Annotated in this window: 30 protein-coding genes and 1 tRNA gene; 15 read left to right on the forward strand and 16 right to left on the reverse strand. The window is 62.9% G+C overall.

Annotation, left to right across the window (positions count from 1 at the left end; translation table 11 throughout):
* Positions 1–4: 4 nt before the first annotated feature.
* Entirely contained in the window at positions 5–631 is a 627-nt protein-coding gene (locus DNK59_RS01070; protein WP_110722009.1) for an SMI1/KNR4 family protein, read from the reverse strand.
* Between the two features lie 150 nt (positions 632–781).
* Here DNK59_RS01070 and DNK59_RS01075 point away from each other — a divergent pair, with 150 nt between their 5' ends.
* The 3 genes from DNK59_RS01075 (at position 782) to DNK59_RS01085 (ending at position 2,777) form a co-directional block, all read left to right on the forward strand.
* Positions 782–1,612 carry an amidohydrolase family protein gene (locus DNK59_RS01075; RefSeq protein ID WP_110722010.1) on the forward strand — a complete coding sequence of 277 codons (831 nt, stop codon included), beginning with the start codon at positions 782–784 and terminating at the stop codon, positions 1,610–1,612.
* Between the two features lie 129 nt (positions 1,613–1,741).
* Positions 1,742–2,185 (forward strand): DUF3592 domain-containing protein, encoded by a 444-nt coding sequence (locus DNK59_RS01080; RefSeq protein ID WP_177431189.1) that lies wholly within the window; start codon positions 1,742–1,744, stop codon positions 2,183–2,185.
* A 4-nt stretch (positions 2,186–2,189) separates the two neighbouring features.
* The gene (locus DNK59_RS01085; RefSeq protein ID WP_110722012.1) at positions 2,190–2,777 is read left to right on the forward strand and encodes a hypothetical protein; all 588 of its coding nucleotides are present in this window, start codon (positions 2,190–2,192) and stop codon (positions 2,775–2,777) included.
* A 25-nt stretch (positions 2,778–2,802) separates the two neighbouring features.
* Here the strand turns inward: DNK59_RS01085 and DNK59_RS01090 are convergent, their stop codons facing one another.
* The 4 genes from DNK59_RS01090 to DNK59_RS01105 all read right to left on the reverse strand — a co-directional run bounded on the left by DNK59_RS01090 (position 2,803) and on the right by DNK59_RS01105 (position 6,087).
* Positions 2,803–4,050 (reverse strand): aspartate aminotransferase family protein, encoded by a 1,248-nt coding sequence (locus DNK59_RS01090; RefSeq protein WP_110722013.1) that lies wholly within the window; start codon positions 4,048–4,050, stop codon positions 2,803–2,805.
* A 120-nt stretch (positions 4,051–4,170) separates the two neighbouring features.
* Complete coding sequence (locus DNK59_RS01095; protein ID WP_110722014.1) at positions 4,171–4,752, reverse strand: DedA family protein; 582 nt, start codon at positions 4,750–4,752, stop codon at positions 4,171–4,173.
* A 266-nt stretch (positions 4,753–5,018) separates the two neighbouring features.
* Positions 5,019–5,537, reverse strand: a complete 519-nt coding sequence (locus tag DNK59_RS01100) for a hypothetical protein (RefSeq protein WP_110722015.1) — start codon at positions 5,535–5,537, stop codon at positions 5,019–5,021.
* 40 nt (positions 5,538–5,577) lie between these two features.
* Positions 5,578–6,087 carry a DUF2938 domain-containing protein gene (locus tag DNK59_RS01105; RefSeq protein WP_110722016.1) on the reverse strand — a complete coding sequence of 170 codons (510 nt, stop codon included), beginning with the start codon at positions 6,085–6,087 and terminating at the stop codon, positions 5,578–5,580.
* Between the two features lie 108 nt (positions 6,088–6,195).
* On the opposite strand from DNK59_RS01105, the gene DNK59_RS01110 reads away from it, so the two are divergent.
* From DNK59_RS01110 to DNK59_RS01120, 3 genes are all read left to right on the forward strand, one after another.
* Positions 6,196–6,861, forward strand: coding sequence for a metalloregulator ArsR/SmtB family transcription factor (locus tag DNK59_RS01110; RefSeq protein WP_110722017.1), 666 nt, complete (start codon positions 6,196–6,198; stop codon positions 6,859–6,861).
* Between the two features lie 214 nt (positions 6,862–7,075).
* The gene (locus DNK59_RS01115; protein ID WP_110722018.1) at positions 7,076–9,124 is read left to right on the forward strand and encodes a c-type cytochrome; all 2,049 of its coding nucleotides are present in this window, start codon (positions 7,076–7,078) and stop codon (positions 9,122–9,124) included.
* A gap of 172 nt (positions 9,125–9,296) precedes the next feature.
* On the forward strand, positions 9,297–9,866 hold the full coding sequence (locus tag DNK59_RS01120; RefSeq protein WP_110722019.1) for a hypothetical protein: 570 nt from the start codon (positions 9,297–9,299) through the stop codon (positions 9,864–9,866).
* 9 nt (positions 9,867–9,875) lie between these two features.
* Here DNK59_RS01120 and DNK59_RS01125 read toward each other — a convergent pair whose 3' ends face one another.
* The 4 genes from DNK59_RS01125 to gcvA form a co-directional block, all read right to left on the reverse strand.
* Positions 9,876–10,241: a hypothetical protein gene (locus tag DNK59_RS01125; RefSeq protein WP_177431190.1), complete on the reverse strand. Its 366-nt coding sequence runs from the start codon at positions 10,239–10,241 to the stop codon at positions 9,876–9,878.
* A 52-nt stretch (positions 10,242–10,293) separates the two neighbouring features.
* Positions 10,294–12,222, reverse strand: coding sequence for an alkaline phosphatase D family protein (locus tag DNK59_RS01130; protein WP_110722239.1), 1,929 nt, complete (start codon positions 12,220–12,222; stop codon positions 10,294–10,296).
* 103 nt (positions 12,223–12,325) lie between these two features.
* Positions 12,326–12,934, reverse strand: coding sequence for a LysE family translocator (locus DNK59_RS01135; RefSeq protein ID WP_110722021.1), 609 nt, complete (start codon positions 12,932–12,934; stop codon positions 12,326–12,328).
* Between the two features lie 87 nt (positions 12,935–13,021).
* On the reverse strand, positions 13,022–13,969 hold the full coding sequence (gene gcvA / locus DNK59_RS01140; protein ID WP_110722022.1) for a transcriptional regulator GcvA: 948 nt from the start codon (positions 13,967–13,969) through the stop codon (positions 13,022–13,024).
* 538 nt (positions 13,970–14,507) lie between these two features.
* On the opposite strand from gcvA, the gene DNK59_RS01145 reads away from it, so the two are divergent.
* Positions 14,508–14,786 carry a DUF3077 domain-containing protein gene (locus DNK59_RS01145; protein WP_110722023.1) on the forward strand — a complete coding sequence of 93 codons (279 nt, stop codon included), beginning with the start codon at positions 14,508–14,510 and terminating at the stop codon, positions 14,784–14,786.
* Between the two features lie 171 nt (positions 14,787–14,957).
* Here the strand turns inward: DNK59_RS01145 and DNK59_RS01150 are convergent, their stop codons facing one another.
* Positions 14,958–15,230, reverse strand: coding sequence for a hypothetical protein (locus DNK59_RS01150; protein WP_177431191.1), 273 nt, complete (start codon positions 15,228–15,230; stop codon positions 14,958–14,960).
* A gap of 224 nt (positions 15,231–15,454) precedes the next feature.
* On the opposite strand from DNK59_RS01150, the gene DNK59_RS01155 reads away from it, so the two are divergent.
* Positions 15,455–16,165 (forward strand): response regulator, encoded by a 711-nt coding sequence (locus DNK59_RS01155; RefSeq protein WP_110722024.1) that lies wholly within the window; start codon positions 15,455–15,457, stop codon positions 16,163–16,165.
* Positions 16,162–17,502 (forward strand): ATP-binding protein, encoded by a 1,341-nt coding sequence (locus DNK59_RS01160; RefSeq protein WP_092310691.1) that lies wholly within the window; start codon positions 16,162–16,164, stop codon positions 17,500–17,502. The genes DNK59_RS01155 and DNK59_RS01160 overlap by 4 nt, the downstream gene beginning before the upstream one ends.
* A gap of 85 nt (positions 17,503–17,587) precedes the next feature.
* On the opposite strand, the gene DNK59_RS01165 is transcribed toward DNK59_RS01160, so the two are convergent.
* Together DNK59_RS01165 and DNK59_RS01170 are read right to left on the reverse strand one after the other, a co-directional pair.
* Entirely contained in the window at positions 17,588–18,316 is a 729-nt protein-coding gene (locus DNK59_RS01165; RefSeq protein WP_110722025.1) for a hypothetical protein, read from the reverse strand.
* Positions 18,317–18,365: 49 nt separating this feature from the next.
* Complete coding sequence (locus DNK59_RS01170) at positions 18,366–19,208, reverse strand: AraC family transcriptional regulator (RefSeq protein ID WP_110722026.1); 843 nt, start codon at positions 19,206–19,208, stop codon at positions 18,366–18,368.
* 80 nt (positions 19,209–19,288) lie between these two features.
* On the opposite strand from DNK59_RS01170, the gene DNK59_RS01175 reads away from it, so the two are divergent.
* Both DNK59_RS01175 and DNK59_RS01180 read left to right on the forward strand, forming a co-directional pair.
* Entirely contained in the window at positions 19,289–19,915 is a 627-nt protein-coding gene (locus DNK59_RS01175; protein ID WP_110722027.1) for a glutathione S-transferase family protein, read from the forward strand.
* A gap of 49 nt (positions 19,916–19,964) precedes the next feature.
* On the forward strand, positions 19,965–20,864 hold the full coding sequence (locus tag DNK59_RS01180; RefSeq protein ID WP_110722028.1) for a DMT family transporter: 900 nt from the start codon (positions 19,965–19,967) through the stop codon (positions 20,862–20,864).
* 96 nt (positions 20,865–20,960) lie between these two features.
* Here the strand turns inward: DNK59_RS01180 and ppk2 are convergent, their stop codons facing one another.
* Positions 20,961–21,857, reverse strand: coding sequence for a polyphosphate kinase 2 (gene ppk2, locus DNK59_RS01185; protein WP_167365684.1), 897 nt, complete (start codon positions 21,855–21,857; stop codon positions 20,961–20,963).
* A 311-nt stretch (positions 21,858–22,168) separates the two neighbouring features.
* Here ppk2 and DNK59_RS01190 point away from each other — a divergent pair, with 311 nt between their 5' ends.
* Both DNK59_RS01190 and DNK59_RS01195 read left to right on the forward strand, forming a co-directional pair.
* Positions 22,169–22,357, forward strand: a complete 189-nt coding sequence (locus tag DNK59_RS01190) for a hypothetical protein (RefSeq protein WP_256596279.1) — start codon at positions 22,169–22,171, stop codon at positions 22,355–22,357.
* 130 nt (positions 22,358–22,487) lie between these two features.
* A complete protein-coding gene (locus tag DNK59_RS01195) occupies positions 22,488–23,456 on the forward strand; it encodes an NAD-dependent epimerase/dehydratase family protein (protein WP_110722029.1) in 969 nt (322 codons plus the stop codon).
* A gap of 270 nt (positions 23,457–23,726) precedes the next feature.
* Here DNK59_RS01195 and DNK59_RS01200 read toward each other — a convergent pair whose 3' ends face one another.
* Positions 23,727–23,900, reverse strand: a complete 174-nt coding sequence (locus tag DNK59_RS01200) for a hypothetical protein (RefSeq protein ID WP_158288736.1) — start codon at positions 23,898–23,900, stop codon at positions 23,727–23,729.
* 16 nt (positions 23,901–23,916) lie between these two features.
* Between DNK59_RS01200 and DNK59_RS01205 the strand changes: the two genes are divergently transcribed.
* Entirely contained in the window at positions 23,917–24,222 is a 306-nt protein-coding gene (locus DNK59_RS01205; RefSeq protein ID WP_256596285.1) for a helix-turn-helix transcriptional regulator, read from the forward strand.
* Here DNK59_RS01205 and DNK59_RS01210 read toward each other — a convergent pair.
* Entirely contained in the window at positions 24,152–25,099 is a 948-nt protein-coding gene (locus DNK59_RS01210; RefSeq protein ID WP_110722032.1) for a LysR family transcriptional regulator, read from the reverse strand. The two genes, DNK59_RS01205 and DNK59_RS01210, sit on opposite strands and share 71 nt — an antisense overlap.
* 112 nt (positions 25,100–25,211) lie before the next feature.
* On the opposite strand from DNK59_RS01210, the gene DNK59_RS01215 reads away from it, so the two are divergent.
* Positions 25,212–25,952: an SDR family oxidoreductase gene (locus DNK59_RS01215; protein WP_092310725.1), complete on the forward strand. Its 741-nt coding sequence runs from the start codon at positions 25,212–25,214 to the stop codon at positions 25,950–25,952.
* A gap of 328 nt (positions 25,953–26,280) precedes the next feature.
* Here DNK59_RS01215 and DNK59_RS01220 read toward each other — a convergent pair.
* Positions 26,281–26,365, reverse strand: a tRNA-Leu gene (locus tag DNK59_RS01220).
* Between the last annotated feature and the right edge of the window lie 52 nt (positions 26,366–26,417).

A 26,417-nucleotide genomic window follows, 5' to 3' on the forward strand; every position in this document is an offset into this window, starting at 1 on the left:
CCGCTCAATAGCGCCACTTGCGCACCAGGTCTTTGCCGTAGCGCTGGCTGATCAGCGCTTCGGCGCCGTCATCGTCGTCATGCACCTCGGCCAGGCACAGCAGCATCAGCGCATCCAGGTACTCCTCGGGCGAGTCGAAGAAGCGCGTCAGCGCTGTGCCTGTGTCGTGGTCGAAGTAGTAGACCGCGCCGCTTTCCCGGTGGAAGCAGAACAGGTTGCCGTTGCCCAGGTAGTCGCCGAAAGCGATCAACTGGTGCGCCAGCGCCAGGTCCAGATCGCTCTCGGGGATATCGACGATGCCGGGGTAGGCTTCCAGCAGTGGCTGGATGCAGAGGTTGCCGGGCTCGACGCTGCAGAGGGTTTCCGCCAGGGATAGCCCCCCCAGCTGCCGGTGATAGTCGCGTAGCGAGGGAGGCAGCGGACAGCCCAGGCGCTGCTCCAGGGCCTGCAGGGCGTCCTCGCCAACCGGCGTCAGTTGCGGCTCGTTGACGTGGCCTTCCCATAGCGCGCCATAGGCGCCGATGACCGCCAGGTACCAGTTCAGCCGCGCGACTTGATCAGGCAGTTCGGGCCAGGCCAGGGGCGGGCAACCGGCGGGAGGCCATTGTTCGGGGATGGTTTGATCGGTCATGCAGCGTCCTTGCAAGGGCGGGAAGGGGCAGCTTTTATCCATGGCTTGAACAGATGGGTCAAGCCTGATGAGCGCTGCGGACATTGTTGGCGGTGAGGTCCGGACCTAGCCTGTGCTTTCGATCTTGAATTCATAAGGGAGGACCGCCCAATGACCTTGCAAGCGGGAGTTATCGATGCCTGGGCGCAGCCGGCCAACGGCCGTGCCCGGGCGCTGTTGCCGGAAGTGGCGCGGTTGTTCGAGAAGTCCGGGTCCGCGCATTTGCTGGACCAGGCCTTGAGCATTGAGCACACCGTGGAACTGATGGACCAGGCAGGTGTGGAGAAACTCATGCTCTCGGCCTGGTGCCGGCCCGAGGGCTGGGTGTTCAGCAACGATGAGATTGCGGCTTATACCCGGGCCTTTCCCGAACGCTTCGTCGGCGTGGCCACGGTGGACCTGAGCCGGCCCATGGCGGCGGTGGCCGAGCTGGAGCGGGCCGTCAAGGAGCTGGGCTGCAAGGCCCTGCGCATCGTGCCCTGGTTGTGGAAACTGCCACCCAATCACCGGCTGTATTACCCGCTGTATGTGAAATGCATCGAGTTGGGTATTCCCTTTTGTACCCAGGTTGGTCATACCGGGCCGCTGATGCCTTCGGAAACCGGGCGGCCAGTGCCTTACCTGGATGAGGTGGCCCTGGACTTTCCCGAACTGGTGATCGTTGGCGGGCATATCGGGCATCCCTGGACCGACGAGATGATCGGCCTGGCCTGGAAGCACGACAACATCCACATCGATACCTCCGCTTATCTGCCCACCTACTACCCTGCGCAGTTGCTGCATTTCATGCGCACTTATGGTCAGGACAAGGTGCTGTTCGGCAGCAACTTCCCCCAGCTGTCGCTGAAAAAATGCCTGGAACAGGTGCAGGCTCTGGAACTTCCGCCGGCCATTGCGGACAAATTTCTCCAGGGCAATGCCCGTCGGGTATTCGGTTTGTAAGCGTCGGCATCAGGCGCCCACACCCCCGGGCGCCTGGACGCCGTTGCCGCGTGCGGCAGCGGTTTTTCTGGTGGGAGGTTTCTTGTTATCGTGGCCTCCCTCTTTCACGGACGAATATCGAGACAGCCCATGGCTAACTCCACCCCGTCACGCCTCGGCAAGATCCTCCAGGGTCTGCTGTTTGTTCTGATCGGCATCGGCCTGTTGGTCATCGCCGGCAACCTCACCCTCGACCGTCGCGAATTCATCGCCAGTGCCCAGACCGCCGACGGTATCGTCAGTGATCTGAACGCCGGTGGCTCGCACCCCGAAATTGCCTTTACTACCGGCAGCGGTGAGAAAATTTCCTACCCCCAGGGCGGCTTTATCTTCGGCTACCAGAAAGATCAGCCGGTGCGGGTGTACTACCAGCCCGAGCGACCGGCCAATAGTGCGGTTATCGATGACCCCGCGGCGCTCTGGGCGACTCCTGGCGTGCTGGGCCTGATCGGTCTGGTATTCGCCCTTGCCGGTCTTGTCGCTGTCGTCAGCCAGCGCGGTCGCCGCGCGCCCCAGCCATTAAAAGGACTTTGAATTCATGAGCTACAACATCCCCATCCCGGTCAATGAGAGCCGCTGGCAGTACCAGACCGCCAGCGGCGGCGGTTTGACCGTGGCCTTGGTGGCGGGCAGTGGCGGCTCGATCATCCTGCGCTCACCTCAGGGCCAGGATGTCAGCTATCGCTATGGCGGGCTGGGCGGGGGCGTGGGCTTCGGCGCGCGCCTGCCGCGCTTCGGCAAGATCAATTTCCAGATCAAGGGCAAGAGTGTCGCCGGCGCCGGCGCCGCCGAAGCCTTTCCCAGCACCGGCAAGGTGTTTGTCAGCGACGCCCTGGTCAGCCGTGACCTGACCAGCGACGACATCACCGGCCCCTGCATGTACACCGAAGTCGCCGCCGGTCTGGTGGTGGGCGGCTCGGCCACGGCGCTGCTGTTCGGCCTGGATCCGAAACTGCTGGCGCTGGCGGTAGCCTTGAATTCCAACCCGGCGACGTCGCTGATTGCCTCCTCAACGGTCAATCAGAAACTGGTGCAGTCGGCCAAGGGCGCGGTGGTCATGGCCGGCATGAATGCCGGCGTGCAGGCCGGTGGTGGCGTTGGGGTGTTCATGGGCTATCTGTTCTAGGGAAGGCCCACTGGCGTGCCTGGACTCACAGGCGCGCCAGGCAGTGTTGAAGAATGTCCAGGCCTTCCTCGAACACCTCCGGTTCCGTGGTCAGCGGCGCCAGCAGGCGGATGATGTGCCGCGACTTGCCGCTGGGCATCAGCAGCAACCCGGCTTCTCGGGCGCTGCCGAGCAGGGTGCTCAGGTGCTCCGGCGCCGGTTCGCCACGGGCGTTGACCAGCTCGATGCCGCGCATCGCGCCGACCCCGGTCAAGCGGCCCAGAAAGGGGCTCAGCCGATCGGTTTTCCAGGCCTCATAACGTTGCACAATCGCCTGTTCCTGGCGCTCGCCCCAGGTTTGCAGGTGCTCGTCGGTCATTTCCTCCAGGGTCGCCAGTGCTGCCGCGCAGGCAATCGGGTTCCCCGAGTAGGTGCCGCCCAGACCGCCCTTGGGCAACACGTCGAGCAATTCCTTGCGCCCCACCACGGCGCCCAGCGGCACCCCGCCGCCAATGCTCTTGCCCAGCAGGATCAGGTCCGGCTCGATGCCCAGGCGCGAGAAGGCAAAGCGCTGTCCGGTGCGGCCGAAGCCGGACTGGATTTCATCGGCGATCAGCAAAATGCCATGTTCGTCGCAGAAGCTGCGCAACGCCCGGGCGAAGGTCGCGTCCAGGGCCAGGAAGCCGCCTTCGCCCTGCACCGGTTCGAGGATGAAACAGGCCACTTCCTCGATATCGATTTCCACACTGAACAGGCGCTGCATGGCCTTCAGGGCTTCGTCGCAGGTGACGCCGTTGTCGGCGCTGGGATAGGGCAGGTGATACACCGGTCCAGGCAGCACGCCAACCTTCTGCTTGTAGGGCGCCACCTTGCCGTTGAGGTTGAGGGTGGCCAGGGTGCGCCCGTGAAAGCCGCCGTCGAAGGCGATGACCGCGCTGCGCCCAGTGGCCCCGCGGACGATCTTCAGGGCATTTTCCGCAGCTTCGGCGCCGCTGTTGGTGAGCATGCCGCTGACCGGGTAACGCACCGGGATGAAGTCCGCCAAGCGCTGCATGAGCTCGATGTAGGGCTCGTGCTGCGCGGCGTTGAAGGCGTAGTGGGTGAGTCGGGTGGCCTGCTGCTGGATGGCCGCGACGATGCGCGGATGGCAATGCCCGAGGTTGAGCACGCCGATACCGCCGACGAAGTCGATGTAGCGTTTGCCGTCGCTGTCCCAGACCTCGGCGTTGCGCCCGTGGCTGAGGCGGATCGGGTGAACGGTGGAAATTGAACGGCTGATGTTCTCGTGGCTCATGGATGCGGGCTCTGGGTGCCGGAAACGAGCCGTTATCTAAGCCGGGGCCGGGGGGCCGGGACAAACGAAATAAAGTCGCCGGGTCAGTATGAAAATTCCCGATGTGCCGCAGCCTCTACTTCATTCCTGTTGCGCCCTGCGCTGGTTGCGCAGATGCCGTACCAGCGCCATCAGGGCCACCAGCGCTATTACCCCGAGGAAGATCGGCAGGCGATAGGGTTTCAGGTCACCGAGGAAATGCTCCAGGGCTTCGCCAGCCCAGTAGCCGCCGCTGACGAACAAGATGGCCCAGACCGCCGCGCCCAGCACGTTGAGCAGGGCGAAGCGCCAGGGCGCCAGGCCGCTGGCGCCGATCACCATGGGGCCGACCAGGCGCATGCCGTAGAGAAAGCGCACGGCGAACACCGAGGTCGATGGGTAGCGCTGGATCAGCCCCTGGACCCGTTCGATGGCCGCCTGATGGCGCTTGAGCCTGGGCAGCAGGCGCGCTCCCGAGTAACGGCCGGTCCAGAACAGCAACTGATCGCCGAGGATGCCGCCCAGGGTGGCCCAGCCGATCACTTGCGGCCACTGCAGGCTGCCCTGATGCGCCGCCATGCCGCCGAGAATCAACACGGTTTCGCCTTCCAGCAGGCAGCCGATGAAGATCACCCAGTAGCCGTAGGCGGCGATCAGCGCGTTGAGGTCGAGGTGTTCGAGCATGGGCAAGGGCTTCCGCAGGAGGCATGAAAACAAGCCGGGCGATGATCAGGTTACACATGGCTCTGATTCCCTTCACCGGTACAAGTGCCCGGGATCTTCCAGTGCAGGTACCGCCAGGGCGCCGGCCAGTCCATCAGAACCTAGCGTAGACGCCAGCTTCGGCGGCGGACAAGGGTGGGCCTACGGGCCATTGCTTGCGTGGAGCAAACTGGGTTCGGCGGGTGTGTGAAAGCCCCTGTGATTGCAGACTGGATGAGCGAGCAGGATCAGTCGTTATCTGCGTCGGCTTGCTCGGCCCAGGCGGACTTGGACGAGGGATAGCGTACTTCAACCTGGGCGCCGGCTTGAATCAGGGCCTCCTGCCAGACCCTGAACTGTTGCGGCCAGGCCTGGATCACCTTGAAGGGGACGCCGGTCAGCAAGTTTCTGGCCACGTTGGGGCTGAGGCCCATGGCTTGCCTGATCAGCGCGAAGATCTTCGCGGGGTTGGGGCCCACCTCGGTGATCCAGAGTGCTGGATCTCTGGAGACGAGGGGCGGGTAGTCCACAAGCGGAGCATACTGCCGGGTGAGCGCTGCCCTGGCATCGTTATAGCTCAGCGAAGCCAGGGCCCGGGCACTGGCCAGATGTTCATCGCAGAACCACTCGTAGCCATGAGGGTGCCCCGCGCACCCTTGGCCCAGCGGGCGATAATCGGCGAACTGCACCATGCCACCGCCAGTTCCGGCATGGCACATCTCCGAGGAAAAATCGTTGTGGCACAGGTCGCATACGGGTGGCTTCATCGATCGATCACTCTGGGCATGCTCGGCCTCTGGGCTGAGGTCACGCCGTCTGCCCCAACACCCACGCCCAGAACATCCCCGCCATGTACAAGCCCAGCCCGAACACCGAGTGCGCCATCAGGCTGCGTAGCCGGGCCACATTCGGCTTGGGCATCTTGCTTGCCGCGACACCTGCGCCCATGCCCGGTTGCATCAGCAGGAACGGCGCAGCCACCGTCAATACGCCGATGATCAGGGCCGGTGCCAGGGCCGGTTGGCGCGCCCACTCCAGGCCGCAGACCAGCAGCAACAAAGCGGCGAAGACCACGCCGATCAGGTAGTGAGCCAGCCAGCCAAGAGCATGTTCCCCGGGTACCGCGTTGGCCTGGGCAATGCTCTGGTGCAGGAACTGGCCACGAGGAAAGTGGCCGATCCAGCGTCCGACCATGGCCCAGTTAGGCCCGGGAATGTTCAGTGCCCTGGCCAGAAACAATGTCCACAGATCGAGGATCAAGGTCGCGCCGAAACCGATCAGCAACGCCGGTAAAATCAATGCCAGGTACTCATGCATAACGACTCCTTGCTGCACGATGGGCAGCGGTTCAGATCGGCGTATGGGTGTGATAATGTTTAATTCAATTAATTTGTTGAATGATTGATAAATCAGCAGGAGCTGTCAATGACCGATTCGTTTTCCCCCCAGCAGCCCCTGGCGGACATGGCTGAGCTGGCGCGCATTCTCGGCCACCATCACCGGCTGATCCTGCTGCAGCACATCGCTCGCGGCGAGCTGCCGGTGGAGCGTCTGGTGGAAGCCTCGGGCCTTTCGGTGGCCAACACCTCCCAGCATCTGCAGCAGTTGCGGCGCGGCGGTTTCGTACAGACCCGGCGCGATGGCAAACGGGTGCTCTACAGCCTGAGCCCGGGGCCGCTGGCGGGGCTGTTGGACGCTTTGCGTCAGTACGTCGATTACAACCATGGGCTGATTCGCCAACTGCTGACCGATAGTGAGCAGCAGCCGGTGCGACTGGAGGGCATTTCCCGTGAAGAACTGCGCCAACGCTTGCAGGAAGGCGGCATGACCCTGCTGGACGTGCGCTCACCGGAAGAGTTCGCTCAAGGACATTTACCCGGGGCAGTCAACATTCCGCTGGATGATCTGGAACAGCGTCTGGCCGAACTGCCTGCCGATCAGGATCTGGTGGCTTACTGCCGTGGCCCGTACTGTGTGCTGTCACACAATGCCGCGGCCCTGTTGCGGGCCAAGGGCTTCAAGGTGCGGCGCCTGGAGCAGGGGTTCACCGATTGGCAAGCGGCGGGATTGGGGGTGGAAACCAGCGAGTAAAAGCGCCACCTGGGCCGGCATACAGGACATTGCCTAGGGCGTCATGATCCATATCAACAGGGTTTTCAGAAAAATCCGCTACAAGGGCAACAGGCTCGGACCCACAAGGTATCGAGCTCCGGGCCCGCACCCTGAGGGCCGGGATAACCAATAAGAACCTTTGTGGACATCGGCCGAGGGGACCACCCCAGGCGGATTTTAAAGGAATAACCTGATGGCTTTCTCTCTGTCGCGCCTGTCCCTGCTGGGCGCCGCGTTGCTCTGCGTACCTCTTTTGCATGCCAGCGAGCCGACCCCGGCAGCGGCGCTTTCCACCCCTGACTCCGAGTTGATCCAGCGTGGCCAATACGTGGCCCAACTGGGCGATTGCATTGCCTGCCACACCGCCAAGGGCGGGGCCACCATGGCGGGTGGCCTGGAGCTGAAGACGCCCATGGGCACCATCTACTCCAGCAACATCACCCCGGATAAAGACACCGGTATCGGCCGCTACAGCTTCGAAGAATTCGACCGCGCCATGCGCGACGGCGTCACCCCTGACGGCAGCCATCTGTACCCGGCCATGCCGTATCCGTCCTACGCCAAGATGACCGAAGAGGACATGCACGCCCTCTACGCCTACCTGATGCACGGCGTGGAGCCGGTGGCCCAGGGCAACCTGGAAGCCGACATGGGCTTCCCCTTCAACCAGCGCTGGGGCCTGTGGTTCTGGAACCTGGCCTTCGTCGACAAACAGCCGTTCAAGCCCGATCCAGCCAAGGACGAGCAACTCAATCGCGGCGCCTACCTGGTCCAGGGCCTGGGCCACTGCGGTTCCTGCCACACGCCACGGGGCATTGCCTTCCAGGAGAAGGCCATGAGCGACACCGAATCCGGCGGCCGGCACTACCTGGCCGGCGAGACGGTGGAAGAGTGGCGGGCCCTGAGCCTGCGCAACCTGTGGACCGTGGAAGACACGGTGCAACTGCTCAAGACCGGGCAGAACCGCTTCGCCACGGTGTCCGGCAACATGGCCGATGTGATCCATCACAGCACCCAGCATTTCACCGACGCCGATCTGACGGCCATTGCTGCCTACCTCAAGTCCTTGCCGGCCGGTAAGGACGATCTGCCCATGCCTGCGGTGGCCCTGACTCCGGCGGCCCCGCCGAGCAACCTGTTCACCTCCCGCGGTGGCCTGGGCTACGCGCAGTTCTGCTCCGACTGCCACCGCCAGGATGGCGCCGGCGTGCCGCAGATGTTCCCGTCCCTGGCGGGCAACCCCAGCGTCGCCTCGGCCAACCCGACCTCCTTGCTGCACATCACCCTGACCGGCTGGCAGACCGCGCAGACCGCGGCTCATCCGCGGGTCTACACCATGCCTGGCTTCGCCCAGCTGGCGGATGGCGAGATCGCCGAAATCCTCAGTTTCATCCGCAGCAGCTGGGGCAACAACGGCTCGGCCATCAGCGCCGAGCAAGTGAAAAAGATGCGCGCGCAATTGAGCCCGCAAGTGGAAAACACCCTGTTCGAAACCCCGCGCCTGGCCAACCTGCTGGCGGCACCGAATGCCGAGCAAGTGGTGCGCGGCATGCGCCTGCACCTGGAAACCAAGGCCCTGCTGCCGGACAACGTCGGCAACTCGCTGAACTGCACCAGCTGCCACCTCAACGCTGGCACCGTGGCCGACGGTTCACCCTTTGTCGGTGTCTCGGCGTTCTTCCCCGGCTATGCGCCGCGGGCGGGCAAGACCATCACCCTGGAGGAGCGCATCAACGGCTGCTTCCGGCGTTCCATGCATGGCAAGCCGCTGCCGGTGAACGGTGCCGACATGCAAGCCATGGTGGCCTATTTCGAGTGGATGAAAATGAACACCCGTCCCGAAGACAAGGTGGCCGGGCGCGGCGTGGGCAAGATCGACCCGGCCCTCAAGCCCAACGCCGACAACGGCAAGCAGGTGTACGCCAAGCAATGCGCGGTGTGCCATGGCGCGGATGGCGAAGGCCTGAAACGTGCCGACGGCAGCCTGATCTTCCCGCCGTTGTGGGGCGATCAATCCTTCAACATCGGCGCGGGCATGGCCCGTACCTACACCGCCGCGGCCTTCGTCAAACGCAACATGCCGATTGGCTTCCACGAGAAATTCCCCCTGGGCCAGGGCGGCCTGTCGGACCAGGAAGCGTTGGACGTGGCCGAGTACTTCTCCCACCAACCGCGTCCGGACTTCCCGGACAAGGTCAAGGACTGGCCCAATGGCGGCCGTCCGGCGGACGCCCGCTACTGATCGCTGCCGCAGACTGCAACGAGGCCCTCAAGAGCGCGCGCTCTTGAGGGCTTCGCGGTCTTTGGTGGCCGCTGCGGATTGTGCAGAAAAGTCTGTGGAGGCGCAGAGGCGCCGCGGTAAGATCGCCGTCCTTTGCCCGCCGTCCGAGCGGGCGGTCCTTCAAGGATGAATCATGCGGCTTCGCTCGATCCTGTTGCTGACCCTGTCCCTGGGGCTCGGCGGTTGTGCCTTTGTTTCTGCGCTCAAAGCGACCACTGTCAGCTACCGGGTGCCGGCCGATGCCGGTGAAACCGCATTGATCCGCATTGTGGCCCAAGGGATGGTCCGTGGCGTGCCCTACAGCGACTGCATCGACTGGAGCAAACCGGCGTCGGGGCTGATGGTTCGCCCCCATCGCGGCATCGCCAATCCCAACTTCCGCAACCTGCACATTCCGCTGACCGCTGCCACCGATCGCATGCGGCGCCAGGAGGGCTTTGGCGCCAACGAGCTGAAGATCCCGGCCAATCGTCCGTTCGCCTTCATGTTCTACAACACGGAACCGGGGATGGATAAGGATTACCGCGCGGTGTGCGAACAAAGCGTGACCTTCGTGCCCGAGGCCGGCGCGACCTATCAGATGGAGTTTCTCCAGGACCAGATGTGCACCGCCCGGCTGCGCAAGATCGATGAGCGTGGCGAGGCGCTGCCGGACCTGGTGGTTCTGCGGCCCACCGGTTTTTGCCGGGCCGACGCGCAATAGGGCGTGAACCTAGGGGGCGTCGTAGTGCTTGCAGATTTCTTCCCAGATGTAGGCGCCGCGAAAGCGGATCCAGCGGATGAACAAGCGCCCGCGAAACGCCTGCCAGCGGCTGTTGCGCCGTAGCGCAAGGCTTGCCTCGATCTCCTCCAGCAAGGGCTCGCGAGCGAAGCCCATCCAGATTTCCGGGATCACCGCCATCAGGTTGACGTAGCACACCGGCGCGACCTCTTCGTAGAGAATGCGCTCGACCTCGGCTCGGTCATAGTTCTGGGTTTCGCGGGCGATGTAGGCGTAGTCCACCTCGTTGTCCACAAAGGCGTCCGATAACACGTAGCGAATATCGTCCCGCTGCTTCGGGGTGATGTCTGATGACACGCGGTGCTCCTTCCTTGGGCTTTCGGGGATCTGCCTGACGCGCTGGCGGATTCTATCTTGGGGCGATCATCCGGGTCGGCGCCGCGCCATCGGCATTGTGCTGGAGAATGGCCACCGGCTGCCCCTGCGGATTGAAAAACACCTGACCTATCCCTGAGGAATTCCACAGCCGCTCGCCGGCTTCGGCATGCTCGGGCACGTGGGGCATGACCTTCATCCGTCGGCGCTTGGTGAACCAGTTCAACGGCGAGCGCGGCGAGTAGAGCCAGCGGTTGAGACGGTCGAACCATTCCAGCAGGGCGGCGGGGAATTCGTTCTTGATGCCGCTGCTGGTGATCTGCCAGATCCGCGGGCCGCCTTTTCGATGGCGGATCAGCACTTCGTAGACGAAGGAATAATGCACGTCGCCGGAGAGAATCACGTAGCTGCCCGGGGTTCGCGAGTGGCGGAAGATGTTCAGGATCACTTGGGCCGATCCGCGGTGGGCCATCCAGTTTTCCGCGTCCACCAGCAGCGGGTAGCCGCACCAGCTGAAGACTTTCTGCACCGTCTCGATCAGCTTGACGCCGAAGATCGGCGCCGGTGAAACGATGATTGCCGAGGGGTGATCCAGCAGTTCCTGTTGCAGTTCGCACAGGGCCTCCCAGTCCAATAGGCCCGAAGGCTGGCCCAGGTTGGACTCGCTGCGCCAGCGTCGGGTGCGGGTGTCCAGCACCACCAGGGGCGGGGTGCTGGGCAAGACGTACTGCCACTGTTCAAAGCGCAGCAGCCGGTCGATCAGGGCGTCCTGGGCCCGAGGTTCCAGCAGCTGCTCCGGGCCTTGTGGCGTGGCGCTCAAGGCGCGCACCTGTTCCAGCAGTGGCACGAACGCATCCGGGTTGTTGCCCCAGCCCTGGCACAGCATGTATGCCAGCAGGGCGTTGCCGATGATGCGCTTGGAGAATGGATGGCCGTAGGCGGTTGCTTCCCACTGGGCGCTGAGGTTCCAGTCATCGGTGATGTCGTGGTCGTCGAAGATCATCAGGCACGACAGGTGGGCGAAGACCCGCGCGGCCCCCTTCAGGCCCTGGACAAAATCCTCGATGCGCTGCTGTTCCCGGTTGTAGCGCTGCTGTTGCTCCGGCGGCAGTCGTGGCGGCTTGGGCGCGATCAGGGTCCAGGGCAGTGGCGACCAGACCAGCAAGTACATGGCCAGCACCTCGGCGAAGGTCACCAGGTGGTTGTCGGCATTGCTGCTGGTGAAGATCGGTTTTTTCACTCCGCCGAAAAACCGTTCGCGCAGGGTTTCATTGCTCTTCAACGCTGGGAGCAGTTCGGCCCGTTGGTAGTAGCTGGCGCCATGGCGGTACAGCGCCTGACTGTCGGCCACCACCGCGCCGTCCAGTTGTTCATCGAACAGCCCGAGGCGCTCGATCAGTGCATGGATGGCCCGCAACATGGGCCCGGCCACATCGTCGGCGTAGATCTGGTCGCCACTCATCATCAGCAAGGCCGGGCGCTGTGCGGGCTCGGGTCGTTGCGCCAGCAGGCGATCGACACACAGCAGACCATCGCTGGACGGGTGATGGGGCTTGCGGCAGGAGCCGTGCAGCAGGTTGTCGATGCGGCTGTGGAGCACGAACTCCGCAGTCCTGGCGTCGCCATACAGCAGGTGCGGCGCCCAGTCGGCAATGGATCGGGCGCCGTCCTCGGCGTCGTTGATCAACAGGTCATAGGCAATCGCCACGTCCTCGGGCAGGGCGCTGTCCAGGGGCACATCGATCAGATGGATAAAGGCCTGGCGCCCGACGGGGATGACCTGGCATTGCTGCTGATTGAGGGCCAGCTCCAGGGCCGGTCCGCCCGTGGGCTGCAGGCGCAGGGTCAGCGGCAATGCCCTTGAACCCACCAGCCACAGCACCAGCCGCGTCGGCTCCAGGCGGCGCAGCAGCGGGCCGGCGAGAACAGGGGGCAGGGCAGGATTGGGCGCGGACGGGGACATGTGCAGCATGGGCTCTGGCGGTTGCAAAGGGGGCGAAATACTAGCGCAGCCGATGTCGAAGAAATGTCGGCTGCGGGCGCTGGAGCCAGGCTTTTGTATCCGATTATTTACTGGCGCTGGCCAGCATCACGCCGAATCCGAGAAAGGTCATCCCCGACAGCTTGCCGACGATCCGCGCGCCCCGGCGGCTCGACAGCCAGCCCCTGGCGCTGTTGGCCATCAGCGCATAGCCGCTGTGCAGCGCAATCACCAACAGGCTGTAGCTGGTCACCAGCGGCAAGAACTGGCTGTAGTAATTGCCGTGCGGCTGGATGAATTGGGGGAACACCGCGAGAAAGAAGAAACCGGCCTTGGGGTTGAGCAACTGGATCGACAGGGCTTCGACAAAGCGCCGTCCCGGTCTGGCCTCACTGTCTTTGAGGGTTGGAACAAAGCTTTGAGTGCGCCACATTTTTATCCCCAGATACAGCAGGTACAGGGCTCCGATGTACTTGAGCAAGGTAAAGGCGGTGGTCGAGGCCGCCAGCAGCAAACCGAGGCTGCTGGCGGAGATGCCCGCTACCACCAAGGCACCCAGAGCGATGCCGAAAATCCCCGGCAGCGCTCCGGCCCAACCGTGGCGCAGGGCGTTGGACAGGGTCAGTACCACCCCGGGGCCAGGGCTGAGGATGGTCAGGGTAGCCAGCAGTAAAAACAGTCCGTAACTCGCCATGGGGCACTCCGCAATTGGACATCGAGGAGCGCAGCGTGCGCTGCGGTTGGCGGCCTGACAAACGCTTTAATTGCACGGCGGCTGTGCCTAAATCAGACCCATGCCCGAGTGCGGCGCGCGGTGTGCCGGCAACGGCGCCAGGTTATCCACAGCGTCCTGGCGAATCTGCGCCAGCATCCACTCGATAAACACTTGGGCTTCGGGCGCGGCATCGGCGACGAGCGCGTAATAGTAGCGGGTCAGCGGCTGGCGCAACGCCGGCAAGGGGCAGACCAGCCGGCCGCTGGTCAGGTCCTTGGCCAGCAGTGACGCAGGACACAGCGCCAGCCCCAAACCGTCGACACAGGCCTGGAGCACGAAGTGCATATGGTCGAAATGCAGGGTCGGCGACTGGCGCAGCGGCTTCAAGGCGCAATGCTCCAGCCACTTTTGCCAGTCGTTGGCGCGGGTACGACTGACCAGCAGGGTATGGCGCTTCAGGTCCTTGGGGCTGTTGAGCGCCGTGGTCTGCAACAGTGAAGGCGCCGCCACCAGCACAACTTCATCCTCCAGTAAGCGTTGGGGTTGCAGCGCTGGCGCCCAGCCCGAACGCCCGCGGCGAATCACCAGATCGAAGGTTTCCCTGGCCGGATCGGGGAGCAGGGTGCTGGTCACCACCTCCGGCTGGATCTCTGGATACAGCGCCATGAACTGCGGCAAGCGCGGAATCAGCCAGCGCACCGCGAAGGACGGTCGCACGTTGATGATCACCTTGCGCAGGGCCGCGCCACGGCGCAGCGAGACAGCAGCGGTGGCGATCTGGGTCAGGGCCATGCTGACCTGTTCATAGAAGGCTTGCCCGGCAGGGGTGAGCACCGACTGGCGGATGCGCCGCTCGAACAGCAGCACACCCAGGTGCTCTTCCAGCAACTTGATATGGCGGCTCACCGCGCTGTGGCTCACGTGCAGTTCTTCAGCGGCGCGGCTGAAACTCTCATGGCGAGCGGCGGCGGCAAAGGCGCGGACGGCGTTCAGGGGCGGCAGGTCAGTGATCATGCGTCTAATTTAGTCACCTATGCGGCGCAATAAAAGCGTTTGTCAGTGCCACATCGTTAACGTCCATCGCGAGCAAGCTCGCTCCTACAGCAGTCACTGACATCCAGCATGGTTGGAGATAGTGATGGTCATAGCCTTGGCAAAGGCACCAGGCAATTCCCCAATAGAATCCACGAAACATCTCGCGCCAAAGCCTTGGTTGAACACTTCGGGTATCTCGCTAGGCTTGGACTGTCGCTGCCAATTCAGCGACCGGGCCTGGAAATCCGAGGAAACAATAGGCGCACAGGCGCCACCATGCATTAGACTGCTGGCGCTTTTTTGCACACGCATTTCTTTTCATGGCGGCTGTGCGCGGGAGGCCTTCGGGCCTGCCGGGTTTCCTATTGTCCCGGTTTCCAGCCTGCGCACAGCTGCCACCCTTTCGCCTGGAAACGAACGTGGCAGCACTTCAAATAGGAGTGAGTTCCATGGACGTTGCGACTCAGTATCTTCCCTCTATCACCCCTCGCACCCAGGCCCACGCCGGAGGTGCGCAATGACCATCAAGACCCTCGGCCATGTCACTTTCGCCGCCAGTGGTGAAGCCCAGCATCCGCTGTTTCGGGTCAACCCGGACGTGCCGCTGCGCGAAGCCCTGGAGCAGGTGTCGCAATTGCTGTTTCACGCCAAGCATCTGGCTCGGGACGCGGCATTGGAGCGGGATGACCGCTATGCCTGGGCCGCTCATTACTTCAGCGAGATGGGCAAGGCGATTGTCGATGATTTGTGTCTGGGAAGCTGGCCGGCTGCCGGGGAGGGGCTGCGCGCGGGTTGAAGTGACGCTATAGAGGTCTGTGCAGGCGCAGGGGAGCCTGGAGGTGAGTTGTTCCCCGCCTGTGATTCTGTAGGAGCGAGCTTGCTCGCGATGATGCTGAGAGCGCCGCCTTCATCCCGGCGAACCTGCGTCATCGTTGACGTCCATCGCGAGCAAGCTCGCTCCTACAGGTCAGGCCGAGGCTTTGTGTTCTTCGCCGCGTTCAATGCTTTGCGGCTGGCCTTGCTCGATCACCCAGCGCAATAGTTCGGTCACAGATACCCGATGCTTGCGCTCCACCCATTCCATGCCTGCGGGGCTGTAGTGCTCGCTGTAGCGGGTCAGGATCAAATGGTGCTGGTCGTCGGACAGGCGCAGGCTGACTTCGCGGCAATGCAGGCTGGCGTTGTCGAGCTTGGTCACCCGTTGCAGCAGCATCAGGGCGTGTTGTTCGCAGGTGGACATGGGCAGCTCCTTCGCGGCAAGAGGGGCTGGGGCCGGGGCGGGGTTGATCAGGCGCATGGTCGTAGTTCTCCAGCAAGGGGAAGCCGATGCTGGCAGGCAAACCTTGCGCAAAGATGTCTGCTTTATTGCGCGAGTGAAGGTTTGTTACTGCGTTGAAATATATGACGCCGGGCGGCGAATGGTTTTAGATAACGGCTCATTCCGACTTGAAGTGATGTCCGCCGGTGAGCCGTCTCTTGATCGTGGACGACGACATTGAAGTCCTCGCGCTGCTGAAGAAATTCTTTGTCCAACAGGGCTATCAGGTGGCCGTGGCCACCGATGGTGCATCGCTGTGGGCGGCCCTGGAGCGGGAGGTGCCGGACCTGATCATCCTCGACCTGATGCTCCCCGGCGACAACGGCCTGACCCTGTGCCAGCGCCTGCGCCAGTTGCATGCCACGCCAGTGATCATGCTCACCGCCATGGGCGAGTTGAGCGACCGGGTGGTGGGCCTGGAGATGGGCGCCGACGATTATTTGAGCAAGCCCTTCGATGCCCGTGAGCTGCTGGCCCGGGTGCGGGCGGTGCTGCGTCGGGCCGGGGAGAGCCGCCCGGTGAGTGGCGAGGTGCCGCGGCCGTTGATCAAGTTCGCCGACTGGCAGCTGGACCTGACCCGCCGCGAACTGCGTTCGCCGGACCAGGTGATGATTCCGTTGTCGGCGGGGGAGTTCGACCTGCTGCTGGTGTTTGTCGAGCATCCGCAGCGCATCCTCACTCGCGAGCAGTTGCTGGACCTGGCCCGAGGCCAGGCCCATGACGCCTTCGATCGCAGCATCGACGTCCGGGTCAGCCGTCTGCGGCGCAAGCTGGAGTTCGACCCCAAGCGCCCGGCGATGTTTCGTCCCGTGCGCACCGGCGGTTATCTGTCCCCCCCCAGCGTGACCCGCCAGTGAAGTTGATCAAGCCCCTGTGGCGCTATCGCCTGCGCGATACCGTGGCGCGCTGGATCGCCTTGACCATCATCATGGCCATGCTCACCGCCCTGGCCTTCAATGCGCTGTTCGTGCAACTGGCCGGGGTCTGGGCCTATCCACCGCTGGCGGAAACCGGATTGCTGGAAAAATCCGCGGCCATCGTGCGCATGATCGAAGCTTCGGAGCCCAGTCAGCGCCCGCGACTGGCGGAGGCGGTCAGCAGTGATCACCTGAGCATCGCCTGGCGGCCGACGCGTCAAGGATTTGCCCTGCCAGAGGTAGACGATCCGGAGTATCGGGTCGGCTCGGAAGGCATTCGCGCCATGCTGCAACCGCCCCAGCGACGTATCGAGGCTTACCAGCCCAGCGACTGGCCGGGCCCGGACGGGCGTTATGCGCTGCTGGTGCAGTTGACCGATCAAAGCTGGCTGATGTTTTCCTCGGCGTCGCGCAGTTGGGGGCTGGAGGAGGGCACCCGCAACCTGATCGTGATCGCCCTGGTGCTGATCTCCACGGGGTTGGTGGCGCTGATCGCCACTCGCCGCCTGGCCAAGCCGTTGCAGCAGTTCGCTCAGGGCGCGCGGCGCTTTGCCGTGGATTTTCGCGCGCCGCCCATCGATCCGGTGGGGCCTCACGAGATACGTCAGGCGATCCTCGCCTTCAACGCCATGCAGGCGCAGTTGCAGCACTTCATCAAGGACCGCACGCAGATGCTCGCGGCCATCTCCCATGATCTGCGCACGCCCCTGACTCGCATGCGCCTGCGTGGCGAGTTCATCGAGGATGAGGATCAGCAGCAACGGCTGTTCCGTGATGTCGACGAAATGCAGGCGATGATCAACTCGGCCCTGGAGTTCTTTCGCGACGATGCCAGGCTGGAGCAGGCCACCCAGTTCGATCTGGCGGAGTTGCTGCAGACCCTGGTGGACGACTATCGCGACCAGTCGATCCCAATCGCCTTCAGCGGGCCGTCGCGCCTGGTGTATTGCGGCCGGCCCCTGGGGCTCAAGCGGGTGATGACCAACCTGCTGGATAACGCGATCAAGTACGCAGGTGAGCCGGCCATTGTGCTGGAGCAGGGCGCCGATCATTTGCGGGTGCGGGTGCTGGATCGCGGCCCGGGAATCCCGCCTGAGGCACTGGAGCAGGTATTTGCGCCGTTCTACCGGCTGGAGAGCTCGCGCAACAAGAGTACCGGCGGCGTGGGCCTTGGGCTGTCGGCGGCGCGAGCCATCGTTCGCGAGCATGGCGGCGAGTTGCGTCTGTTCAACCGTGAGGGCGCTGGGTTGGAGGCGCGGGTGGAGTTGCCGCTGTAGCCGCTGCCTGCGACAAGGCCCAAGGCGCCTGCCGGGTCTCGTCCAGGCCGGTTGATTCCGGCCTGGAATGGATGCCGGCTGCCGATCAGGACCAGTCGAAGCTGAACAGCACCAGGCCTTCCACCGGTTCGTAGAGCATCACCACCCGGTCGGCGCCGCTGATGCCGTAATGGTAGGCGGGCACGCTGAGCACATGCTGAAAGCGCCGGCCCGCCGGGCTCAGGGGCCAGATATCGCAGTTGTCGTCGGACTCTTCGACGTCCATGGGGAACTCCACGGTTTCCACCCAGTTGCCGTAGCCCTCGGCTACACCGCCCATTTCCTCGATATAGGTCAGGCGCTGCCTGTCGTCCTTGGGCCAGGTCAGGTAGCCCAGTTCCTGATAGCGCTGGCGCGCGGTGAGGTAGGCGGCGTGCTGCTTGCGATAGTGATGTTGCAGGTTGGCGCGCTGGTTGCGCCGGGATTCGGGCAACTCGGCGTTGTCGCCGTGGAGGAAGAAATAGCGTGGGCTGCCGCACAGGCGATAGCGGCCGTTTTCGATCTTGAAGCCGATCCAGTTGGTTTTCAGTAGCTCGCTGCCGAACTCGTAATCGTCGGTCAACTCGCCCACCAGCCCCTCGTCGGGCTCGATAGGGCTCAGCAGATGCAGGCGGCCGGACCACTGGGGATTGATCAGGCTGGCATCGAAGGACAGCAGCGGTAGCAGGTGTTCGGCCAGCTCCTGCTGGTCGGCGACGAACAGTTCGCTGGCGTCCGGATAGGCGACGGCGCCGGCAGGCAGTTGAGTGAGTTCCGGGGTCTGGATGGTGGGCATGCAACGGGTCCTTGATGGGGCAAAGGTCAGGTGCGCGCGCTAGCGCGATTCAGGCGTGGCAATTGCGAAAGCTGCCGGGGGTGATGCCGACGACTTTTTTGAAAGCGCGGGTCATGTGGCTTTGATCGAAGAATCCACAGTGGAACGAGGCTTCGGTGATACTCGCGCCGCTGCGCAACAGGTGCTGGACCCGGGCGATGCGGCGTTGGATCTGGTAGCTGTGGGGCGAGATGCCCAGGCTGTTCTTGAACACCCGGATCATGTACAGCGGCTCCAGGTTCACCTGGGCCGCCAGTTCTTCCAGGCGGATACTCTGTTCGAAGTCGTCGTCCAGTCGCTGTCTGATGCGTTTCACTGCCTCGCGCTCCTGGCGATCAGTGGCTGGCTGGTGGACGCCGTTTCTCTGGAACAACTGCGCCAGCAGTTCCAGCAGAATACTTTCGCGCTCAAGGCTAGAGTCGGCGTGTTCGATCAGTAGATGCTGTTGCAGGAACCAGTGGGCGAAGGTCGGATCTTCGCTCAGCACTTCGCGAAACAGGTGGATGTGATCCGCAGGGAAGCGCTGGCCGAGAATGGCCCGGTTCAGCCACTGCGGGTCCAGGTACAGCATGCGATAGACCCAGCCCTGGTCGCAGGCCTGGACGCCGTCGTGGATTTCGCCGGGGCTGATGGTGACCACGCAGCCCTGGGTCGCCAGGTGGTGGCTGCCGCGATAGAAGAGTTTTTCCACGCCGCCGCTGATGACGCCTACGGCATAGCGGTCATGGCTGTGGCGGCCAAACGACTGCTTTCTGTAGCGGGCCGCCAGCAGCTCGCAGTCGCCTTCCGGGATGCGCCAGAAGCGGGAGAAATCCCCTGGCGGTGCTGGTGGGCGGTTCTGGTGGGCATCCATTCCATGTCCAGTTTTGTGCAATACGCAGAGATTGCCGGCCGATAAATTTAGCACTCCTTGAACCCTGCGAGCTAGACGCGATGAGTGTGATGAAACTGGTGATCGGCGACTACAAGAAGTCTTCCTGGTCGTTGCGGGCCTGGTTGGTCCTGGTCACTGCGGATGTGCCTTTTGAGGTCATCCAGATCAAGTTGGGGGAGCCGCAGACCGGCGAGCGAATCCTCGCCTATTCAGCGTCGGGCAAGGTGCCGGTGCTGCTGCAGGACGATCTGTCGATCAACGACAGCCTGGCGATCTGTGAATACGTTGCTGAACACTGGCCCCAGGCTCAGCTCTGGCCTGTGGATGCCGGGCTCAAGGCTCTGGCCCGCTCGGCCTGCGCCGAAATGCATGCCGGTTTCACTCAGTTGCGCACGCAACTGCCGTTCGGGGTCAACCGTGGCGAGCCCGCCCAGGTGTTGAGCCCGGCGACCGAGGCCGAGATCCAACGGGTGTTTGCAATCTGGCGCCAGTTGCTGGCCAGGAGCCAATCCGAGGCGTTTCTGTGTGGAACCTTTGGGGTGGTGGATGCCATGTTCGCGCCGGTGCTGTTGCGCTTGATGCGCTATGGCATCGCCATTCCCGGGGATCTGAAACCCTATGCCGATGCGGTGTTGCTGCACCCTCCGGTGTTGCTGTGGTTAAAACTGGCGATGCAGGAAATTTGAATGTCCGGCGCGCAAGGCAACAACAAGGTCAATCGCAGTGGGGGAATCCATGTCGAGCAATAGAGCGTTAGTGGAGCTGACCCTGGGAGGGCTGATGCTCAGCCTGTCGGCCCTGGCAGTGGCCTTTGCCCATATCGGCGCGGGTGGAGCGGGTTTCTATCGCATGCTGTTCGCCTCGCTCCTGTTCTTGCTGCTACTCAAGGCGCGCCGCATCCCGGTGTTGCTCAAGAGTGCCAAGGCCCGGCGGTATACGGCCCTGGCCGGGGTGTTCCTGGCCATCGACCTGGCGCTCTGGCATCAGAGCATCTACATCGTCGGCCCGGGGATCGGCTCGATTCTGACCAACTGCCAGGTGTTTTTCATGACCCTGCTGGGCCTTTATCTGCTCAAGGAAAAGCCTTCGCTCTATTTCCTGATCTCCATCAGCCTGGCGTTTGTCGGACTGTATCTGTTGCTGTTGCCGGAAATGAGCAGCGCCCTGGGCATCAAGGGCGTGGTGTATGGCGTGCTGTCGGGCCTGGCTTACGCCGTCTGTGTGTATTTCCTAAAGGTCAACACCCAGTTGCCTGACGGCGGTGGCGACAAGATCGCGCAGATGCTCAACCTGAGCCTGTGGGCCGCGCTGGTGTTGCTGGTGTATGCCCTGGCCATGGGGGAAAGCCTGGCCATCGTCGATGGGCAGACTTTAGTGATGCTGATCATCTACGGGGTGATGGTGCAGTTCGTGGGCTGGCTATTGGTCAACCGCTCCATCGGCGCCATCAGCCTGGGGTTGGCAGGGCTGATCCTGCTGCTGGAACCGGTGATTACCTACTTCGTCGACGTGGCGTTTCTCGGCAAGTCCAGCTCGGCGCTGCAGATCGCCGGGGCATTGCTGACGATCGTTGCCGTATACATCGGTTCGATCAAACCGCCGGTCAAGGTGACGCCGGGGACCGAGGCCGCTTGAGGCCTCGATCGGATGCAGCGTCGTGATTCAGCGTCGTGCTGGATTTTTACTGCGCCCAGACCCGCCTGTCTGTGCGCAGTTTTTTTTGCCGGTCATTCAGGCCGACAGGGCCTGGCGCGTAGCACCGGCATCCGCCGCGGCCTGGGCCTGGGTGCGTTCGTCCTCTTCCAGTACCCGCGAGGCCCGACCCACCAGCAACGGGTCGGGGGCGTGGGCGACTTTCAGGTTCTTGCCCGGGTAGTCCAGTTCATGCAGGAAATGGCGGATGCAGTTGATCCGCGCGCGTTTCTTGTCGTCTGACTTGATCACCGTCCAGGGGGCGTCGGCGGTGTCGGTGTGGAAGAACATCGCTTGCTTGGCGGCGGTGTATTCGTCCCACTTGTCCAGGGACTTGATGTCGATGGGCGAGAGCTTCCAGTGCTTGAGCGGGTCATCCCGGCGCGAGATGAAGCGGCGCAGTTGTTCTTCGCGGTTCACCGAGAACCAGAACTTGAACATCAGGATGCCGCTGTTGCACAGCATGCGTTCCAGCTCTGGAGTCTGGCGCATGAACTCCAGGTATTGCAGCGGCGAGCAGAACTCCATGACCCGTTCGACGCCGGCGCGGTTGTACCAGGAGCGGTCGAAGAAGACCATTTCCCCGGCGGTGGGCAAATGCTGGATATAGCGCTGGAAGTACCACTGGCCCTTTTCCTGTTCCGAGGGCTTTTCCAGGGCCACGATCCGCGCGCCACGGGGGTTGAGGTGTTCCATGAAGCGCTTGATGGTGCCGCCCTTGCCCGCCGCGTCGCGGCCTTCGAACAGCACGACGATGCGCTGCCCGGTTTCCTTGACCCAGCTCTGCACCTTGAGCAGTTCGATCTGCAGCTCGCTCTTGGCCTTCTCGTACTCGGCGCGGCGCATGCGGTTGCGATAGGGGTAGTTGCCCGGCAGTGCGGCGGACACGCTGTCTTCATTGGAGCCGCGTGGCGCGCTGGCCACTTGCAAGGCCATGGGCTTCTGGCTGATGGCGCCGATTTCGGCTTCAGAGGCCAGGCTTGCCACGCTTTTGCTGGCAACGCGTGGGCGCCGCGGGCGGGGTGTTGCGGCTTTGCGCGGGGCAGTGCTGGCGACCTTGGCAATTGGTTTGGGTGTTGGCAGGGGCAGGGCGCTGGATTCTTCACTCATTGGGGGGGCCTTGGGGTCGTGTACGAATGTTCATTGGTCAGTGTATGGAGGCCATCCCCACGCTCTTTGATTTCCATCAAGGTTGTGCGTGACACAAGCCTGTAGCGCAAGGCGCGCTACGGAAGCTGTTCCTGCTGATGCGCCGTACCAACCCGGCCTCGCCCTGTGATGGTGGCGGCGATATTGCCGCCTATATCAATGCCCGGGGCGATATCGAGGCCTGGTTCTGCATCGCGTTCTTCGCCCTGCCGCCGCGGGTTGGCTTCGACACCCAGGCCGATAGCGGGGAGGCGCCGGGCCCGCTACCCTGGCGGACGGGCGTTTGATAAACCTCTGGCGGGTGCTTCATACTTTCGACGCTGGCAATTTCTCATGGTGTCTGTCACTTGTGCCAAATCCACCGGGCAATCCGGCCAAGCAGTTTTCCGGTGTTCCAACACTTCGCAGAGACGGTACATGACATCCAGCTTTAATATATTGGTCACGGGCGCAACGGGTTTTATCGGGCAAGCCCTGGTAAAGGAACTGGGTGCCAGAGGCGGTTTCAACGTTCGTTCGCTGTCATTGAAGAATGCCTCCAAGGCTGTCTTTGCCCCTGCGCCGGACGCTAGCGGGCAGGCTCCTGCGGCTAGCCATCTAGCCGATGATATCGATGTGGTCGTTCATCTGGCGGGGCGTGCGCATATCCTCAAGGAGACTGCCAGCGACCCGATGCAGCTCTATCGGGCCGACAACGTCGACAAGACCCTGGAACTGGCCAAGTGGGCCATGCGGAGTGGGGTCAAGCGTTTCGTCTTTGTCAGCTCCATCGGCGTCAATGGTTCCACCACCCAGGCCGGGCCTTTTAGCGAAGACTCCGCGCCGGCGCCAAAGGCGGACTATGCAATCTCCAAGCTGGAGGCCGAGATTGCTCTGCAGGCATTGCTGCAAGGCTCGGCGATGGAACTGGTGATCATCCGCCCGCCGCTGGTGTACGCCGGCCATGCTCCGGGAAACTTCAGGCGCCTGATGCAGTTGGTGAATACCGGCCTGCCGCTGCCTTTCGCCCGGGTCGAGAACTCGCGCAGCATGGTCGCTCTGGAAAACCTGGTGGACTTTATTATCTGCTGTACCCGCCACCCGTTGGCGGCCAACGAAACCTTCCTGATTGCCGATGGCGTCGATCTCTCCATCAGCCAAATTGCCCAGTACCTTGCACAAGGCCTGGGTCGTCCCTCGAGACTCTGGCCGGTGCCGCTTTCCATAATGGCCCTGGGGGCCAGGCTGCTGGGTGTCAAAGGCATGTTCGAGCAACTGTTCCAGTCCTTGACCATCGACTCGAGCAAAGCCAGGAAACTGCTGCACTGGCAGCCGCCGCTGACGCCGCAGCAGGCCTTGCCCAAGGCCGGCGCGGATTACCTGGACGCCTCGCGGAAACAGGTTTGAAGGCTGACATCGGGCAACCATGACGCAGCGTCCGGAACGGCTTGCTCAAGCGATGCCCGAGCAACACCTGAGTTTGCGCTTGCCTGCCTCGGGAGGCCGTTTCAGGCAGGCGGCTCTCTGGTGGCAGTCTGATCAATGATGGCTCATGGCGGGTAGGGCTAGTATTGCGCTCAAGGGGTCGGGTAGTTGCAGCTCGAAACAGCGTGCCGTCGATGGCAATGCAAACCATTCGGCCAATGGCAGTAGCAGGGTCGCAGTGCCCCCCCGGCGTCAATCCTGTAGTGGCGAGCGCTCCTTGGCCTGGTACTCGATCATCCATCCCGGGTATTCGATCTCGGGGGCGCTGATGGCGCCCAGTCTGGCGATATCCTCGGGACTCAGGCGTACTTGCGTGGCTTGCAGGTTGTCCTCTAGCTGATCAAGGCTCTCGGACCCAAAGATCAATGCCGCCATTCAAGCCATACACGCCGAGCCCGAGCAACGCTGGACGGTCAATCTGCTGGCCAGGCGGGTGGGGATGTCGCGTTCGACGCTGGCGCTGCGCTTCAAGCAGAAGGTCGGCATGGGGCCACTGGCCTACGTGCTGCGTTGGCGCATGCAACTGGCCTCTCGGGAACTGCGCAGGCATCAGGGCAGTATTTCCTCGATCGCACAGGCGCTGGGCTATGACTCCGACAGCGCTTTCAGCAATGCCTTCAAGCGGGTGATGGCCTGTTCTCCCCGCGAGTACCGGCTGCGCCAGGCTGCGGTTGCGAGCGTTGCATGACGAAGTCGATGAAGGCTCGCAGTGACGGCGCCATTTGCCGTTGGCTGGGGTAATACAGGTAGAACCCGGGGAAAGCCGGTGTCCATTCCTTGAGCAGGTGGATCAGTTGGCCGCTTTCCACCTGGGCGGCCACCTGATGGCGGAACAGATAGGCGATGCCGACTCCGTCGAGGACCACGCGGGTGAGCATTTCCGGCTCGGTAACCACCAGAGGGCCCTTGACCTCGATCTCCAGCAGCTCGCCGTTGCGCTCGAATTCCCAGCGATACAGGCTGCCGTCCGTGGGCCAGCGGTAAGTCAGGCACTGGTGGTGTATCAGCTCCTGCGGTGTGCGTGGTATTCCGCAGCGTTCCAGATAAGCGGCGGAGGCGACCACCATCATTTCCTGATCACCGTCCAGCCCTTGGGCGACCATGTCCTTGTCGAGTTTCTTGCCGAGCCGGACCCCGGCATCGAAACCGCCGGCGACTATATCCACCAGGCGCTCGTCGGTGACTACATCGAACTGAATGCCGGGGTAGGCCTGGAGAAAAGGGCCGATCAACGGGGCCAGGTAGTGAATGGCCGCCACTCGGGTGGTATTGATGCGCAGCAGCCCGTGAGGGCCTTCGCTGGAGGTCTTGAGCCTGGCCAGCGCTGCATCCAGGGATGCCAGTGCAGGCAGCAGGTCTGCTAGAAGCCTGGCGCCCATTTCGGTGGGCGAGACGCTGCGCGTGGTGCGATTGAGCAGGCGCACGTCCAGACGTTCTTCCATGTTGCGGATGGTTTGGCTGAGAGCGGATGCGGACATGCCCAGGTGGGCGGCGGCACGGACAAAACTTCCTTGTTGAATGACAGCGGCGAACGCCTGGAGTTGGGCGTATTCATTGCCTCGCATTATGTCCACTTCCTTAATGGGTCATGCGGATAATTATGCATTATCAATTGACCCCGCATACGCAATACTTCCTGCGCACTGAACACTTCAAGTTAACAGCGGAGGTTGACCTGTGGGCAGATTTTCCGGAAAGCGCGTCCTGATTACCGGGGGTACCAGTGGCATGGGCCTGGCAGGAGCCAAGCGCATCGCCGATGAGGGCGGTCAGGTGGCCGTGACGGGCTACAGCGCCGAGCATCTGGAGGAGGCTGCACGGTTGCTTCCGGCAGATGCGCTGATTTTCAAGAACGATGCGGCCGACCCTGAAGCCGTGCAGCAACTGGTGGAGCAGGTCCGGCAACTGGGCGGGCTCGACGGGCTCTGGCTCAATGCCGGTTATGCACAGGTGGGGCCGATCGAAGAGGTTGATGCCGGCTTTTTCGATCGCATGATGAACGCCAATGCCAGGGGGCCTTTGCTGCAACTGGCTGGGTTGACCGGATTGCTGCGGCCTAATGCGTCAGTGGTGCTGACGTCCTCGACCTCCGCCTATGAATCCTCGCCCTTGACCAGCGTCTATGCCGCCACCAAGGGAGCGATGATCTCCATGGCCCGTTGTTGCGCGGCGGCACTGGGTCCGCGGGGGATCAGGGTCAATGTGCTGGTGCCGGGGCCGATCGAGACCAATTTCCGCAACTTCTTGGCGCAAGACATTCGCCGCCAATTCGAGGATGGGCTCGCCACCCAGTTGCCGCTGCGGCGGGTCGGTAGCGCCGCCGAAGCGGCGGCGGTGGCGTTGTTTCTCCTGTCGGACGACGCCTCCTATGTGACCGGGAGCCAATACGCGGTCGATGGTGGTCTGACGATGCGCTGAGAGCGATCCGCTACTGCCAACAACAAAGAGTTCCCCGAGTGACGGCCGTGTGCTCAAGAGGGGCGGATACACCTGCGACACTATTGATGCCCCTCGGCTAGAAGGGCGGCGGTGAGCACATCATCGCCAACAAGCGTTGGTTGGATATTGCGTCGTATACACAATTTTCAGGCAGTCAGCTGTAGCAGTATCGCGCCCCGTTTGCGGGATACAGGGATACAACGGATAAGGGGATACAGGGGTAGATAGCCAGACACAAAAAAACCGGCTCAAGTGGCCGGTTTTCCTGGTGCTGAGAGCCTTATGGAGACTTTCAGATACTGCTATATGGTGCCCCGAGGGAGACTCGAACTCCCACTTCTTGCGAAAACGGATTTTGAATCCGCCGCGTCTACCAATTCCGCCATCAGGGCTCAATGGCGGCGAAGTATAGAGAGGCCATTACCGTTGGTCAATCGGCTTTCG

Source organism: Pseudomonas sp. TKO26 (genome assembly GCF_003225665.1).
Classification (GTDB): Bacteria; Pseudomonadota; Gammaproteobacteria; order Pseudomonadales; family Pseudomonadaceae; genus Aquipseudomonas; species Aquipseudomonas saponiphila.

What these genes read in the sequence shown, in the direction of transcription:
- DNK59_RS01070 (WP_110722009.1), bottom strand. Translation starts at nt 631, where the DNA reads ATGACCGATCAAACCATCCCCGAACAATGGCCTCCCGCCGGTTGCCCG.
- DNK59_RS01075 (WP_110722010.1), top strand. Translation starts at nt 782, where the DNA reads ATGACCTTGCAAGCGGGAGTTATCGATGCCTGGGCGCAGCCGGCCAAC.
- DNK59_RS01080 (WP_177431189.1), top strand. Translation starts at nt 1,742, where the DNA reads ATGGCTAACTCCACCCCGTCACGCCTCGGCAAGATCCTCCAGGGTCTG.
- DNK59_RS01085 (WP_110722012.1), top strand. Translation starts at nt 2,190, where the DNA reads ATGAGCTACAACATCCCCATCCCGGTCAATGAGAGCCGCTGGCAGTAC.
- DNK59_RS01090 (WP_110722013.1), bottom strand. Translation starts at nt 4,050, where the DNA reads ATGAGCCACGAGAACATCAGCCGTTCAATTTCCACCGTTCACCCGATC.
- DNK59_RS01095 (WP_110722014.1), bottom strand. Translation starts at nt 4,752, where the DNA reads ATGCTCGAACACCTCGACCTCAACGCGCTGATCGCCGCCTACGGCTAC.
- DNK59_RS01100 (WP_110722015.1), bottom strand. Translation starts at nt 5,537, where the DNA reads ATGAAGCCACCCGTATGCGACCTGTGCCACAACGATTTTTCCTCGGAG.
- DNK59_RS01105 (WP_110722016.1), bottom strand. Translation starts at nt 6,087, where the DNA reads ATGCATGAGTACCTGGCATTGATTTTACCGGCGTTGCTGATCGGTTTC.
- DNK59_RS01110 (WP_110722017.1), top strand. Translation starts at nt 6,196, where the DNA reads ATGACCGATTCGTTTTCCCCCCAGCAGCCCCTGGCGGACATGGCTGAG.
- DNK59_RS01115 (WP_110722018.1), top strand. Translation starts at nt 7,076, where the DNA reads ATGGCTTTCTCTCTGTCGCGCCTGTCCCTGCTGGGCGCCGCGTTGCTC.
- DNK59_RS01120 (WP_110722019.1), top strand. Translation starts at nt 9,297, where the DNA reads ATGCGGCTTCGCTCGATCCTGTTGCTGACCCTGTCCCTGGGGCTCGGC.
- DNK59_RS01130 (WP_110722239.1), bottom strand. Translation starts at nt 12,222, where the DNA reads ATGTCCCCGTCCGCGCCCAATCCTGCCCTGCCCCCTGTTCTCGCCGGC.
- DNK59_RS01135 (WP_110722021.1), bottom strand. Translation starts at nt 12,934, where the DNA reads ATGGCGAGTTACGGACTGTTTTTACTGCTGGCTACCCTGACCATCCTC.
- gcvA (WP_110722022.1), bottom strand. Translation starts at nt 13,969, where the DNA reads ATGATCACTGACCTGCCGCCCCTGAACGCCGTCCGCGCCTTTGCCGCC.
- DNK59_RS01145 (WP_110722023.1), top strand. Translation starts at nt 14,508, where the DNA reads ATGACCATCAAGACCCTCGGCCATGTCACTTTCGCCGCCAGTGGTGAA.
- DNK59_RS01150 (WP_177431191.1), bottom strand. Translation starts at nt 15,230, where the DNA reads ATGTCCACCTGCGAACAACACGCCCTGATGCTGCTGCAACGGGTGACC.
- DNK59_RS01165 (WP_110722025.1), bottom strand. Translation starts at nt 18,316, where the DNA reads ATGCCCACCATCCAGACCCCGGAACTCACTCAACTGCCTGCCGGCGCC.
- DNK59_RS01170 (WP_110722026.1), bottom strand. Translation starts at nt 19,208, where the DNA reads ATGGATGCCCACCAGAACCGCCCACCAGCACCGCCAGGGGATTTCTCC.
- DNK59_RS01175 (WP_110722027.1), top strand. Translation starts at nt 19,289, where the DNA reads ATGAGTGTGATGAAACTGGTGATCGGCGACTACAAGAAGTCTTCCTGG.
- DNK59_RS01180 (WP_110722028.1), top strand. Translation starts at nt 19,965, where the DNA reads ATGTCGAGCAATAGAGCGTTAGTGGAGCTGACCCTGGGAGGGCTGATG.
- ppk2 (WP_167365684.1), bottom strand. Translation starts at nt 21,857, where the DNA reads ATGGCCTTGCAAGTGGCCAGCGCGCCACGCGGCTCCAATGAAGACAGC.
- DNK59_RS01190 (WP_256596279.1), top strand. Translation starts at nt 22,169, where the DNA reads ATGCGCCGTACCAACCCGGCCTCGCCCTGTGATGGTGGCGGCGATATT.
- DNK59_RS01195 (WP_110722029.1), top strand. Translation starts at nt 22,488, where the DNA reads ATGACATCCAGCTTTAATATATTGGTCACGGGCGCAACGGGTTTTATC.
- DNK59_RS01210 (WP_110722032.1), bottom strand. Translation starts at nt 25,099, where the DNA reads ATGCGAGGCAATGAATACGCCCAACTCCAGGCGTTCGCCGCTGTCATT.